Raw genomic sequence first — 14,116 nt, 5'->3', positions numbered from 1 at the left:
TATAGATGAATTAACTATAGAAGCCATTGCTGCAAACTCTAAATTCAAACTTAAATGATTCCTGCTCAAGAGCCACCAAATGAACTAGAAAGAGTTGCCGCTCTTTATCAGTGCAAAATCTTAGATACAGAGCCTGAGCAAGGCTTTGATGATATTACGCAGCTAGCCTCTCAAATTTGTCAAGTACCGATCGCTTTAGTTAGTTTGATTGACAAAGAACGGCAGTGGTTCAAATCAAAAGTAGGGCTTGCGGCTACTGAGACTCCAAGAAGATTAGCTTTTTGTGCCCATGCTATTCTTCAAGATGATATTTTTATCGTTCCTGACACCTTAAAAGACGAACGATTTGCCGATAACCCTCTAGTAACCGATCCTCCAGATATTCGGTTTTATGCAGGAGTTCCGATTAAAACTGTAGATGGATATACTCTGGGAACTTTGTGCATTATAGATACCAAGCCCAGAGAACTCAGCAAGGATCAAATCACGGCGCTCAAAGCTCTTGCCAATCAGGTGCGATATATCATCGAAACTAGGCGAAGCTTTGCAGGAATTGGTCGCTTGCCAATGGCAAAACAACCTACGGTCGTAAATGCCAAAAATCCCCTAAAAAAGTTTGCAGCTTGGATTGGAATTGCGGCTTCTTTGGCGGTTGGGACAGGGGTAATTGCCTTTCTAAATCTGCGGGGCTTGCAAGAATCTAATCTTAAATATATTCAACAAGAGAAGGAATTAGCGTCGATTGAAATACCGCTCGATCGGATGCGCGACTTTAAAGTTGCCCAAAAGGAATATTTCTTGCGAAACAATCCAGAAAACCATAAAAAATACGAATCCTTGGCAAAAGAATTAGCGGAAGACCTTCAGTCAATAGAGAAAATAATTGCAGGTGGTAATGAAGGGCGCTCGACTAGCATCAATAGTTCGCACAATAGTTCGCAAGATAGAGAAGCTCATAAAAAAATAATTCTGGATGTGGCGAACTATATTCGTAAAGAATTGAAAGCTTCCCATCAAGTGGTGTTTCTATTTCGGATTGCGGGGACAGAAGTCTCTCAAGAGCAAATATCAGGGCAACATAATAGCAACGATCCAGAGCTAGATGAAATAAAGTTAGAAAAACTGATTGCTTCTGAGAGAGAAGATATATCAAAGCGATTAAAAGATGAAACACAAAACTTAATTGCTAACGCCACAAATTTTTCCTTGCTCACTTTTATTTCTAGGCTGGGAGTGCTAGGACTATTACTTTATTTTGTCTACAACATTTATAAAGAAATGAATGCGCGTCGCATTCTAGAGAGCGATATTAAGCACGAACGAGACTTTTCGATCGCGGTTCTAGATACAGTTGATGCCTTGGTAATTGTATTAGATGCAGAAGGCAAAATTATTAAATTCAATCGCCAATGCGAAAGTATAACTGGCTACTACTTCGAGGAAGTTCGCAATCAAAATTTTGGGAATCTGTTTCTATCTGATGAAGATCGAGAATTGGTTTATAGCTCTTTTAAAAGTCATTCCAGTCAGAATTCGCCATGTACCTATGAAAATTTCTGGCGGACGAAAGATGGTAATCGACGGTGCATTTCTTGGTCGACAACTGCTTTACGCAGTCCCGAAAACGAAGTCGAGTACATTATTGCCACGGGAACTGATATTAGCGATCGCCGCCAAGTAGAGGAAGAAGTCCGCTTGCAAAACTGGCGATCGTTAGTCTTTTCCCAAATTACTTTGAGAATTCGTCAATCCCTCAATATCAAAGATATTTTAAGGACAACTGTTGAGGAGGTAAGAAGATTTCTAAAAGCTGATCGCGTTCTGGTGTATCGTTTTGACGGTGAATGGGAAGGCAAGGTTGTCGTTGAATCCGTAGAGCCACCTTGGATTCCTACTTCAAATACGGATGTTAAAGATACTTGCTTTCGACAAGGACTATGGGAAAACTATCGTCAAGGTAGAAAAGTAGTTAATGATAATATCTCATCTTCAGATATGACTGACTGTTATAAGGAATTGATGGCGCAGTTTCAAGTGCAGGCTAATTTAGTAGTACCAATTCTTGAAAAGGAAAAGCTATGGGGATTGTTAATAACCCATCAATGTAGCGAGCCTCGGCATTGGCGTAATTTTGAGGTGGATTTTGTCACTGAGCTTGGCAACCAAGTAGGCATTGCTCTGTATCAGGCAACTTTATTGGAACAGGAAACATTGCGCCGAGAGCAACTTTATCTGCAAAATGTTGAGTTAAAAGAAGCTCGTCATCAGGCCGAAATCGCCACAAAGATGAAAAGTGCTTTTCTTGCAACCATGAGCCATGAAATTCGTACGCCGATGAATGCCGTACTCGGGATGACGGGTTTGCTTGCCGATACAAAGCTTTCGCCCCTACAGAGAGATTTTGTCGAAACGGTGAGGATTAGCGGTGAAAATCTACTGACATTAATCAATGAGATTCTTGATTTCTCAAAGCTTGAAGCTAATGAGATGGAATTAGAAGAGATTAGCTTCGATCTTAATACCTGCGTTGAAGAAGTAACTGATTTGCTGGCTATGTTGGCTCAGGAAAAGAAACTAGAGCTTGCCGCTTTAATCCATCAAAATGTACCCACATACCTATGTGGCGATGTGGCGCGTCTCAGGCAAATCCTTACAAATTTAGTAAGTAATGCGATTAAATTCACCTTGCAGGGCGAAGTTATTATTAAGGTCTCTCTCAAGGAAGAAACGGAATCCATTGCTAAGATTGAGTTCCGAGTAATAGATACTGGTATTGGCATATCCCTTGAGTCTCAGAAAAAGCTATTTCAGCCCTTTACTCAAGTTGATGCTTCCACTACGCGTAAATATGGCGGTACGGGCTTAGGCTTGGCAATTTGCAAACAGATTGTCGATCTGATGGGTGGGGAAATTGGGATTGATAGCGAAGAAGGTAAAGGTTCGCAATTTTGGTTCCAGATCTCGTTTGTGAAGCAATCTTCAGCCGAAATTAAACAGTTAGAGCCTCGTCGTGAAGTTGACCTTAAGGACGTACGGGTGTTAATTGTCGATGACAGTGAGACTAATTGTAAGATCTTGACCTATCAGTTGACAGCTTGGCAAATGCGCGTTGATGCTGTCAAAAATGCATCTCACGTCATCTCTATTTTGCAAGCCGCAATTGCTGAAGGCGATCGCTATCAATTGGCGATTTTGGACATGCAGATGCCCGATCTTGATGGCGAAAGTTTGGGTAGCCAGATTAAAGCCGATCCGAACTTGAAAGACACAAAATTGATTATGCTTACCTCTTTAAATCAGGGTGGAGGCATCAATCGAGTCAAAGAATTGGGATTTGAGTTTTACCTTGTTAAGCCGATCAAACAATCTCGATTGCTTGATGTTTTGATGCAAGTCATCTCTACTAATCCCCATTATCAAAACCCTGTAACAGGTGCTTTAAGGACGGCAGATCGTCCAATTACCAGAACTTCTAAGCTAAAAATCCTGATCGCCGAAGATAGTTTAATCAATCAAAAAGTTGCTTTACATCAGTTACGTAGTTTTGGCTATGATGCAGATGTGGCAGGCAATGGTAAAGAAGTTCTTGCCTTGTTAGAATGCATTCACTATGACATCATTTTGATGGATTGCCAAATGCCTGAAATGGATGGCTATGAGACGACGAAAGCGATTCGGCAATTGGATTCGACAAAATCCAAGATTGCGATTGTGGCGATGACTGCCAATGCGATGAAGGAAGATCGCGATCGCTGTCTTGCCTCTGGTATGAATGATTATCTAAGTAAGCCAATTCGCAAGGAGGATCTTGCTCATAAACTCGCTGAATGGGAAGCGAAGATTCTTGCCCATAGTGTGATTGCTCCTGAGGGAGTTAGCGATCGCGATAGTCAGTCCCCTATTAATGGAACCGCTCCCCTTGAAGAGCCTGTCAATACCTACGAATCCTTGCCCCTGATTGACTGGACATATATTGACAGTATTGCTGATGGGAGTGAAGAATTTAAAAACGAACTCCTACAAACCTATTTTCAGTCTACCTCTAAAAGTTTAGCGCAACTCGAATTAGCGATCGCTGAAAATAATTATGATGAGATTAGCAAACTCTCCCACTCGATTAAAGGGGCCTCGAGTAATTTAGGTTTCTTATCCATTGCGGCAATATCCTACGATTTAGAGCAAATTGGTCGTAATTCCAAAACAGGCAATACTAGATATTTGTTGCAAAAGATAAGGGAGATGTTTTCCTTAATTCAAAATTCCTAGACTTTGCCAAAAGCAACACTGACATGGTATTTACGTTGCTATAAAAACGAGAAGAGCGTACTGCCCGTTACAATTGCGGTACGCTCTCTGGTTTTGGCTTTTGATGATTTTTAAACTTTGGCGAGGGCTTGGATGGAAGTTGCTAAAATGGCGATCTGAGTCCGATTCCGCAAATTTAGTTGGCTAAGAATATTGGTAATATGATTTTTCACTGTTCGGGTTGAGATATAAAGCTGATTTGCAATTTCCTCGTTATTTGCCCCCGTGGCAATTAACTGTACTATCTGCTGTTCCCTAGGCGTGAGCTTATACCAGTCACCTGTGGAAACTTCGGCAACCTCAGGAATCCGTGCGATCGCCTTTCTCCCTAACGTTAAGTCTAGATGCATATAACCACGATATACCGCCTGAATCGCAAATGCTAATTCTTCAGGTGGCGTATTTTTTAAGATATAGCCTGATGCACCATACTTTAAGGCTTGAGAAATATATTCTTCTGTATCGTCGATCGTTAATATGAGAATTTTGCTGTCAGGAGCGCGATCACATATTTGTCTTGTTGCCTCTACGCCATCCATAACAGGCATTTGCACATCCATGAGCACAACATCAGGCTTAAGCCTTTCCACCTGCTCGATCGCCAATTTACCATTTTCCGCTTCACCTACAATCTCCAAGGAAACTTCATCACCAAGGGAGATGGTGAGGGCGCGACGAATAAAGGGATGATCGTCTACAAGTAAAACGCGGATTTTCATAGGATTTGACCATCTAGGTTTAGGCGATCGCTAGTTCGTTTTCCAAAGGATTACCATTGTCTTGCATGGGCATACATTGGCGAGGATCAACATATTAAGTAGCTAAGCATAAGTAAACTTAAAACCTTGACGAGCGTAACGCCCACGTAGCGGGAGGTACGCTCGCTGGTTTTGTTTTTTAATTATGCCGAACTACTTACGATGCTCTCCAGATTAACCGTTTCTGAATTGGCAATCAAGTAGCCATAGTCCTAAATGACCATAGGACTAAAGTACTAGATAAATTCAGGACTTACGCTTCATGTGGAATCTATTACACAATCTTAGAATTAGCCCATAGAAACGAGAGGGTTAATTCTATGTCGAAGATTTTAGTTGTAGAAGATAGCCAGATGCAGCTAGAGATGATTGCCAACTTGCTAAGAAACAATCAATTTGAGATTGCGATTGCAAGCAATGGCGTTGAAGCGATCGCACAAACGGAATTGCTGCATCCCGATCTGGTAATTATGGATGTGATTATGCCCAAAATGAATGGTTACGAGCTTTGTCGGAGATTGCGAGATAATCCCGCAACTTGGAATATCAATATCATTATTTGTTCTGCTAAAACAACAAAAGCTGATCGCTATTGGGGCTTGCGACAGGGGGCGAATGCTTACTTAGCAAAGCCTTTTGCGCCAGAGGATTTGCTTGATACTGTACGGGAGCTATTAGAAAAGTGATGTGCTCACTATAGCAATCAAAAAGATAGATAAAGTAAACTTAAAACCTAGACGAGCGTACCGCCCACGTAGCGGGCGGTACGCTCGTCTAGGTTTTAATTATGCTGAACTACTTAGGATATAACCCCCAACGTGGCAGCGCTTCGCGCCGCCACGTTGGGGGTTATATCCTAAATAACTTTTTCGTTGCGAGGCTTAGCCCCGCACCACTATTTCTGGGCTGGGAAGGGAATTGTAGCCTATACGGGAGTTGAAAATCTGATTTTTAGATAGTCGTCTTCCATTTTTGCCCCAGCGGTTTGTAGAACGGATAGAGCCTGTGGTAGGACTAGATTGCGGCGATGATTGCCAATGCGAATATTTAGCTCATCACCCGTTTTGGTTAGTTCAATCTTTTCCTTAGGCACTCCTGGCAAATACAGTTCTAAACGATACTGTTTGTTTTCCTCTACCACCCGCATTGTATTTTCCTTGTAGTAAACCTGCGAAGGGTCTTCATTGCCATAGAGAGTCTCTTTTAGCCGTTCTAAGGCTGCGATTCCACACATCTCTTCGGCATAGAGAGGGATCTGCTTAATTGGCAAGGGATGGAAATCGCGGTGGATTTGCTCACAATATTGTTTTTGATTGTCTTTCCAAGCTTTAAAAAATGGATCTTGGACTTCTTCAGGGATAATGCGATTGGCAATCACCATATCGGTAGCAACATTGTAGAGACTGAGATAGGAATGGGCTCTTAAGGATTCATTAATCACCATCTTCTCAGGATTCGTCACGAGTCTAACCGTAGTGGTGGTGTTGTCCGTGAGAATTTTCTCTAGCGCTTCCAGTTCTTCATAAAATTCATAGGGCGCATCCATGACTTCTTTATTTGGAAGCGAGAAGCCTGTGACTCGTTTGAAAATCGGTTCAAATACGGGACTGAGTACTTGAGCCATACCCTGTAATGGCTTGTAAAATTTTCGCATGTACCAGCCTGCAACTTCAGGTAATGAAAGAAGGCGGAGAGCTGTCCCCGTGGGTGCAGAGTCAATTACTAGGACATCGTATTCTTTCTCATCATAATGACGTTTGACCCTGACTAGTCCAAAAATTTCATCCATTCCAGGCAGAATTGCTAATTCTTCCGCTTGAACTCCTTCCAATCCTCTTGCCTGTAAAACTTCGCTGATATAACGTTTGACCGCACCCCAGTTTCCTTCCAATTCCCGTAAGGCATCTAGTTCTGCTCCCCACAGGTTGGGGCGGACTTCTTTAGGATCATGTCCCAACTCGACCATAAAGCTATCGGCGAGAGAGTGAGCAGGATCGGTACTCAAAACTAATGTTTTATAACCTAATTCGGCACAGCGTAGTCCCGTGGCTGCTGCGACGGAGGTTTTACCAACTCCGCCTTTTCCTGTCATTAAAATGATACGCATGGTCGATTTGACTCGTCTTGTTAAAATTTGGATTTATGGGAATTTATTTGGTCAAGGCTAGGTGGTGCTTTGCCCAGTCTATGCCGACCTCGTTATAAGTACTTGTGCAAAATAAATTACGGAAACCTGTAAAGTTACGCCCCTGCGGGGCGTAACTTTACAGGTTTGGATCTGTAATTACGCCTAAGTAGCTAGGTGCAATTAAATATAAAACCCCAAAATCTTTAGCACACGCGCAGCGTACGCTAAAGGTTTTGATTTTGGGTTTTAATTATGCCCAGCTACTTAGCTACTTATTAAAGTTGATAAGTAGCTAGGCATAGATTCAGATTAAAAATGAATCCTATGCCTGCCGCTTAGCGGAAGATATGGGCGTTCAGGTTTTTAGTCTTTTTATGCTTAGTTGCTTATAAAGTTGGATTAGTGGGTTTGTTTGAATCGATTGCTTTGCAAATCTTTACATTTATCGCCTATTCTAGCATCGATATTGCGATCGCCATTTTTAAAGTTAAGTAGCTAGGTGCAATTAAATATAAAACCCCAAAACCTGTAGGGCACGCGCAGCGTGCCCTACAGGTTTTGATTCTGGGTTTTAGTTATGCCCAGCTACTTATATCAATTCACTGAAGTGAGCCAACATTTCAGTGAATGAAAAAATAAACCCAGTAAGGTTTTGAGATTCCCAAAATGGCAACGCCATTTTGGGAATTGGTATTAGAGGATATAGCCTAGGGAGAAAAGCACATATTTCTTATTATCAGAACGGTATTTTTTATAGAAAATCCCCCATAGCAGGATGTGCAAAATCTGATTAACTGTTGTTCGCTAGTCATTGATTTTAAATTAACTTTAAATCGACTTTAAATAGAATGTAATTCTTGTAAATTCTAAATTTTAAGCTTGTATACTATGGTAGTTTAGCTAGATATAAGCTTAAATGAGCTTAGTCAAGTGCTGTATAGTTTTGAGCAATATGAATCAGCAACCAATTCCTCCCATTGACTTAGCACATCTGCACCAAATCTCCGAGGGGGATATTGAGTTTGAAATTGATGTTTTGAGGGTTTATATTGAAGATATATCTCAACGAATAGAAAGTATTCGCAAGGCGATCGCTAATGATGATTTGCCTAAAGTAATGGGCGCAGCTCATCATATTAAGGGAGCTAGTGGCAATGTTGGAGCTTTACAAATCCAGAGTTTGGCAATCCAGCTCGAAAAATTAGGCGAAGACCAAGGGGCAGTTTTAGCAATAATTGATGAAATGCTGGAAAAAATAAAAGTTGTCGAGCAATTTATCGATGAAAAATCTGCCTCCCTGTCCTCATAAAGTGGTGTAGCAACGTAAGAGATAGCTAGGGCAAATCAAAATCCTAAAGATGAGCCACTCATCTTTAGGATTTTGATTTGCCCATAAGGTTTGGCAGCCTCTCTATTTGTGAGAATGATAGACTCAAAATAAGACTATAATAGCTAAGTGGCTGTTCGTAAAACTAAAGTCAAAAACTGTGACGCATGTGCATTGTGCGTTAAGGGTTTTGAAGTTTTATCTTTAATTTTGCCTAGCTACGGATTGAGTTATCTATTAATGCTATGAGCTTACCCTTTTCGTCGTCTGACCTTAAATCCGATCGCGTCTATGAGTTGATGGATGTGGAATCGATTCAAAAAGCTTTGGGGCGATCGCGGGCTTCGGTGTATCGCTATGCTAATACCGATCCCGAGCAAGGGTTGTTAAACTTGCCCTACGATCCGCAAAAACTAAATCCAGAATTGCGTAACAGCGATCGCGATCCTTTGTTGTTTCATCCAACAGAAGTATCGAGGTTTGCTCGTGATGTCCTAAAAATGAAGCAGGTGACGATCCAAGTGCAAGAACCCGCTCAAAATGAGACTAATCGCCTATTGCAAGAAATTTTGCAAGAATTGCGATCGCTCAATCAGGCGATCGGGACACTGCGCGATCCTTAATATGGAAGATGCATTTGATGCATTTTCCATATTGTCCCAATTCACTGAAGTGAGCCCACACTTCAATAAATTAGTAAGTAGCCAGTCGCAATTAAATGTAAAACCCAAAAAGCTGTAGCGCACGCTGCGCGTATGCCACAGCTTTTTAATACCCTAAAGATGAGTGCATTCATTGTTCATAAAAACAGAGAGTGTGCCGCCCGCTTAGCGGGCGGCACACTCTCTGTTTTTGGTATTAACTGAGGTAAGTGTAACCGTTCAAGCAATGTTCGTACTTTTGCAGAAATAGTCTGGCTTCATCAAGGGTAATCTGCTTCTCTTGGAGTGCTCGCTCGGTCTCTTGCCGAATATTCTCCAACATGGCATCGCGGTTGTACTGCACATATTCTAAAACTTCAGTCATCGAATCGCCCTTGATGACATGTTCGACTTTGTAACCTGTGGGCGTGGCATGAATATGCACCGCATCGGTATCCCCAAAGAGATTATGCAGATCGCCGAGGATTTCTTGATAGGCTCCGCCAAGGAATAGCGCTAGATAGTATGGCTCCTCATGAATGAAGGAATGCAGTTCTAAGGTGGACTTGACATCGCGCAAATCGATAAAGCGATCAATCTTGCCATCGCTGTCGCAGGTAAGATCGGCGATCGTACCGCGACAAATAGGCTCTTCATTGAGGCGATGGATCGGCATAATTGGGAATAGTTGATCGATCGCCCAACTATCGGGAGCAGACTGGAATACCGAGAAATTGCAATAGTAGGTAAGAGCCATTGCTCGCTCGAGATCTTCAAGATCGTCGGGTACGTAATTGAGTTTACGGGTTACCTTGAGGATGCGATCGCAACATTCCCAAAACAAGCGCTCGACTCTAGCGCGTTGCTTGAGAGTAAGATAGCCAAAGGAAAATAGACTGATCGCTTCTTGGTTAAATTGAACCGCATCGTGATAAATCTCTTGATAGTTATTTTCATTGATATTTTCCAATGCTTCAAAGAGATTGCGAACGATTAAATGTTCCTCTTCCTTCAGTGGTTCGATCGCTTGGTTGGGGATGCCACTAATGCCGACCACGTCAAAGACCAAAACCGATTGATGGGATGCGATCGCCCGACCGCTCTCACTGGTGAGGGTGGGTACGGGTACGCCTTTCTCCGCACAGGCATCCTTAATTGCTGCCACGATATCGTAGGCATAGTTCTGCATACTGTAATTTTTAGAAGCGTAGAAATTAGTTTTGGAACCATCATAATCAACGCCCAAGCCGCCACCGACATCGAGGTTGCCCATGGGCGCACCCAAAGCCGCAAGCTGCACGTAGATTTGTCCTGCTTCGCGCAGAGCATCCTTAATCGTACTGATATTGCTAATCTGCGAACCGATGTGAAAATGTAACAGTCTGAGCGAATCCAGCATATTAGCCGATTCCAACTGCTCGACGGTTTCCAGAATTTCCCACATGCTCAAGCCAAATTTCGCGCGATCGCCCGTAGAGTCTTCCCAATGTCCAACGCCCTTAGCATGGAGCTTTGCCCTTACACCGACAGCGGGAGTAACTCCCAACTTAGTTGCAGCGCGAATGATCATTTCCACTTCTTCAAGCTGTTCGATCACAATGATCGTATCCTGTCCTAATTTCCGCGCTAGGATTGCGGTCTCAATATATTCAGCGTCCTTATAGCCGTTACAGATCAAAAGAGAACCTGGGGTACGCAATGTCGAAAGAGCGATCAGGAGTTCTGGTTTAGAACCAGCCTCCAATCCAAATTGAAAGGGTTTTCCAAACTTGGCAATTTCCTCAACTAACTGTCTCTGTTGATTTACCTTGACGGGAAAAACCCCGCGATAAACGCCATTGTAGTTATAGCGGGCGATCGCCTTAGCAAAGGTGGAGTTGAGCCGCTCGATGCGATCGGCTAAGATATCTGAAAACCTTAACAATATGGGTAACCGCAATCCCCGTTGTTTCAGATCGTTTACCAATTCAAATAGGTCAATACAACCGCCGCGATCTCCTTTAGGGGAAACCGTCACATGCCCTGCTTCGTTAATACTGAAGTAAGGTTCCCCCCAACCATTAATACGATATAGTGTCTCGCTATCTTGAATAGTCCATTTTTTCGTATCTGCAACAACAGGTAATTGAATCTCTTGCAACATTTTATAAACCCTATACACCTTGATCTATGCTCTGATATGGACGATGGAAAGCAACGCCTATGCCAGCTTTAGTACTACATTCTAATCTAGTTGCTAATCTAGAAAACAGTCTAGATCTTTTTGAACAAGTTAGGAATTACCTAAAAACGATTTAAAAAAATTATTTTACGGTAGCTCTTTTTTACAATAAGTCCCAAAGATGCGTAGCGGTGGTTCTTGCCCTGACTCATCTGCCCAAGCAATCTTATTGTGGTGAAGGGTAAGCCGTAATCTACCCTATAATCTTCCTATGAGTAGCTAAGAGTAAATAAACTGGCAAAGCCCTTGACCCAAGCTGCACGAACGGTAAGAGGTTTGATTTTATTCTTTAACTACTGCTGTATTTGCCGATATTGTCCTCGTTTGCAGACCACAAGAGGAGCCAATTGCTATAAAATTTCTCAGGCTTTTATGTTTCGATCTTCTTGCCTGTATGTATCTCAGACAACCTTTATATAGGATATATAGGACTATTAAATCGATGGGAAAGTCACCTAAATCTAGACCGTCGCAATCTTCAAGAGGTGAAATGATTGCTGATATTGTTACCGCAACAGTTGGCTCGTGGAGATTTATTCTTATTCAGAGCTTTTTGTTGGGCGTATGGATTGTTCTCAATATTATTAGTTGGATTAAACATTGGGATGAATATCCTTTTATTCTCCTAAATCTGGCTTTGAGCTTTCAAGCCGCTTATGCCACACCATTTATCCTCATGAGTCAGAACCGTCAATCTGAAGTCGATCGCGATAAAGCAAAGCAAGATCTTGATATTGATCTCAAAGCTGAGCAAGAAATAGAGTCTCTACATAGGAAAATTGATAGTTTGAAGGATAAAGAAATCGCCGAACTTACTCGTATGCTGAATCTCCAGAACCAATCAATTCAACGTTTAGAAGAGATGCTCGGCCGTGAGATTAATGCTAATCATCCCCTACTTTCTTCTCCCTCTCCATCTAGTAACGAAGAAGTTCAGCATAATTAAAAAGCTAGCTCAGAGTTTATAAAATCCCCTACTACAGAGTGGGAATTGTCAAGCATGATAGACAATAGAAATTAATAGTTTTATTAAAAGTATTGCCAAATTATTCATGAATTTTGAATCTGAATTAAATCTGACTCTCCGCGCCCGCTATCCCTTGATTTATATCCCTTCAGCAGAAGAAGAGCGAGTTGAGGGAGTAATTACCAATGTGGCAAAATCCTTAGGACGAAGTGTATTTGTCTGGGATTTTGTCGATGGATACCAGTCTAATCCCAATGACGCAGGAATGGGCAAACGCAATCCCCTTCAGGCTTTAGAGTTTGTTGATAAGATTCCTAAAGGAGCCGTATTTGTATTACGGGATTTCGATCGCTTTCTGGATGATGTGGCGATCGCGCGCAAACTCAAAAACCTCGCTCGTAGGCTCAAAAGTGAAGCCCAAAATATAGTTGTGATTGCCTCACAGCTTAATATTCCTGATAGCCTCAGTGAATTTTTTGCGATTTTAGAATTTCCACTTCCTAATCCTCAAGAATTAAGAATAGAGATCGAACAAATTGCGCGTTCGACAAATCCGAGCAATGGCGTAGATTTGTCAAAACAGGCAATTGACGATCTGGTGCGTGCTGGACAAGGACTTTCCCTAGAGCGGATTAGGCGCGTATTGGCAAAAGCGATCGCTGAAAATAATTGCTTACGCCCTGAGGATGTAGATTTAATTCTTGAGGAAAAACGGCAAAGCATTCGCCAAACCCAAATTTTAGAATTTTATCCATCCACAACTGAAATTAGCGATATTGGTGGTTTAGATAATCTCAAGGAATGGCTATTACGTCGCGGTGGTGCATTTAGCGATCGCGCCCGTAAGTATGGCTTACCTCATCCAAGAGGGTTACTGCTGGCAGGTATTCAAGGTACGGGCAAATCCCTCACCGCCAAAGCAATTTCCCATCATTGGCATTTGCCCCTATTGCGCCTTGATGTCGGTCGGCTCTTTGCGGGGCTAGTAGGTGAGAGCGAATCCCGTACTCGTCAAATGATTCAACTAGCCGAAGCCCTCTCTCCCTGCGTGCTATGGATCGATGAAATAGATAAAGCCTTTGCTGGAACCGATGGTAGAGGCGATTCGGGAACGACTAATCGCGTTTTTGGAACTTTCCTAACATGGATGGCAGAGAAGACTTCCCCAGTATTTGTGGTTGCTACCGCAAATAATATTCGCACTTTGCCCCCCGAACTACTGCGTAAAGGGCGATTTGATGAGGTTTTTTTTGTGGGGTTGCCCAGTCAAGAGGAGCGATCGCAGATTTTTGCCGTACATTTAAGCAAGTACCGCCCCCACAACACGCGCGCCTATGATATTGATCGCCTTGCCTATGAAACCCCAGATTTCTCAGGAGCAGAAATCGAACAGGGGATCATCGAAGCGATGCATATTGGGTTTAGTCAAAATCGTGACTTTACAACCGATGATGTTCTGGAAGCAGCTAGTCAGATCGTCCCTTTAGCCCAGACTGCACAACAGGAGATTCAAGTTCTTCAAGAATGGGCTGCCTCTGGTAAAGCCAGATTAGCTTCAAGACAGAATGTATTTAGGGGTTAAGCATCCATAGCAACATAGCTACAGTTACTTGACTTATAGCGCTTTGCGCTCAAACCCAAACCTAGGAAATTTTTAAAAACGTTGCGAAGCAACGCTTTTAAAAATTTCCTAGTGGTTCGTTTGATCGATAATTGCTGTAGAACAAATCAACCCCCAAGAATCGACTGGCGGCGCGAAGCGCCGCCAG

The 14,116-nt window shown here is 42.4% G+C and carries 9 protein-coding genes; 6 read left to right on the top strand and 3 right to left on the bottom strand.

The features are described 5' to 3' along the window. Positions 1-54 precede the first annotated feature (54 nt). Positions 55-4,266, top strand: coding sequence for a response regulator (locus PSE7429_RS04285; RefSeq protein ID WP_009625837.1), 4,212 nt, complete (start codon positions 55-57; stop codon positions 4,264-4,266). A 110-nt stretch (positions 4,267-4,376) separates the two neighbouring features. Here the strand turns inward: PSE7429_RS04285 and PSE7429_RS04280 are convergent, their stop codons facing one another. Continuing rightward, the gene (locus tag PSE7429_RS04280; protein WP_009625836.1) at positions 4,377-5,024 is read right to left on the bottom strand and encodes a response regulator; all 648 of its coding nucleotides are present in this window, start codon (positions 5,022-5,024) and stop codon (positions 4,377-4,379) included. Positions 5,025-5,383: 359 nt separating this feature from the next. On the opposite strand from PSE7429_RS04280, the gene PSE7429_RS04275 reads away from it, so the two are divergent. Next, complete coding sequence (locus tag PSE7429_RS04275) at positions 5,384-5,749, top strand: response regulator transcription factor (protein ID WP_009625834.1); 366 nt, start codon at positions 5,384-5,386, stop codon at positions 5,747-5,749. A gap of 239 nt (positions 5,750-5,988) precedes the next feature. Here PSE7429_RS04275 and PSE7429_RS04270 read toward each other — a convergent pair whose 3' ends face one another. After that, positions 5,989-7,170, bottom strand: coding sequence for a TRC40/GET3/ArsA family transport-energizing ATPase (locus PSE7429_RS04270; RefSeq protein WP_009625833.1), 1,182 nt, complete (start codon positions 7,168-7,170; stop codon positions 5,989-5,991). Positions 7,171-8,143: 973 nt separating this feature from the next. Between PSE7429_RS04270 and PSE7429_RS04265 the strand changes: the two genes are divergently transcribed. After that, on the top strand, positions 8,144-8,500 hold the full coding sequence (locus tag PSE7429_RS04265; RefSeq protein ID WP_040687258.1) for an Hpt domain-containing protein: 357 nt from the start codon (positions 8,144-8,146) through the stop codon (positions 8,498-8,500). Between the two features lie 263 nt (positions 8,501-8,763). Next, complete coding sequence (locus PSE7429_RS04260) at positions 8,764-9,141, top strand: hypothetical protein (protein WP_009625830.1); 378 nt, start codon at positions 8,764-8,766, stop codon at positions 9,139-9,141. Positions 9,142-9,376: 235 nt separating this feature from the next. Here PSE7429_RS04260 and speA read toward each other — a convergent pair whose 3' ends face one another. Further along, positions 9,377-11,302, bottom strand: coding sequence for a biosynthetic arginine decarboxylase (speA, locus tag PSE7429_RS04255; RefSeq protein WP_009625829.1), 1,926 nt, complete (start codon positions 11,300-11,302; stop codon positions 9,377-9,379). A 568-nt stretch (positions 11,303-11,870) separates the two neighbouring features. Between speA and PSE7429_RS04250 the strand changes: the two genes are divergently transcribed. Both PSE7429_RS04250 and PSE7429_RS04245 read left to right on the top strand, forming a co-directional pair. Beyond that, positions 11,871-12,326: a DUF1003 domain-containing protein gene (locus PSE7429_RS04250; protein ID WP_233424293.1), complete on the top strand. Its 456-nt coding sequence runs from the start codon at positions 11,871-11,873 to the stop codon at positions 12,324-12,326. 106 nt (positions 12,327-12,432) lie between these two features. Continuing rightward, entirely contained in the window at positions 12,433-13,929 is a 1,497-nt protein-coding gene (locus PSE7429_RS04245) for an AAA family ATPase (protein ID WP_009625827.1), read from the top strand. The last annotated feature ends 187 nt before the right edge of the window (positions 13,930-14,116 follow it).

Source organism: Pseudanabaena biceps PCC 7429 (genome assembly GCF_000332215.1).
GTDB classification, from domain to species: domain Bacteria; phylum Cyanobacteriota; class Cyanobacteriia; order Pseudanabaenales; family Pseudanabaenaceae; genus Pseudanabaena; species Pseudanabaena biceps.
This window is presented reverse-complemented; position numbering and strand designations above follow the sequence as displayed.

Excerpts from the sequence above, each read along its gene's own strand:
- PSE7429_RS04275 (WP_009625834.1), top strand. The coding sequence starts at position 5,384 with ATGTCGAAGATTTTAGTTGTAGAAGATAGCCAGATGCAGCTAGAGATG.
- speA (WP_009625829.1), bottom strand. The coding sequence starts at position 11,302 with ATGTTGCAAGAGATTCAATTACCTGTTGTTGCAGATACGAAAAAATGG.
- PSE7429_RS04245 (WP_009625827.1), top strand. The coding sequence starts at position 12,433 with ATGAATTTTGAATCTGAATTAAATCTGACTCTCCGCGCCCGCTATCCC.
- PSE7429_RS04280 (WP_009625836.1), bottom strand. The coding sequence starts at position 5,024 with ATGAAAATCCGCGTTTTACTTGTAGACGATCATCCCTTTATTCGTCGC.
- PSE7429_RS04265 (WP_040687258.1), top strand. The coding sequence starts at position 8,144 with ATGAATCAGCAACCAATTCCTCCCATTGACTTAGCACATCTGCACCAA.
- PSE7429_RS04250 (WP_233424293.1), top strand. The coding sequence starts at position 11,871 with ATGATTGCTGATATTGTTACCGCAACAGTTGGCTCGTGGAGATTTATT.
- PSE7429_RS04285 (WP_009625837.1), top strand. The coding sequence starts at position 55 with ATGATTCCTGCTCAAGAGCCACCAAATGAACTAGAAAGAGTTGCCGCT.
- PSE7429_RS04270 (WP_009625833.1), bottom strand. The coding sequence starts at position 7,170 with ATGCGTATCATTTTAATGACAGGAAAAGGCGGAGTTGGTAAAACCTCC.
- PSE7429_RS04260 (WP_009625830.1), top strand. The coding sequence starts at position 8,764 with ATGAGCTTACCCTTTTCGTCGTCTGACCTTAAATCCGATCGCGTCTAT.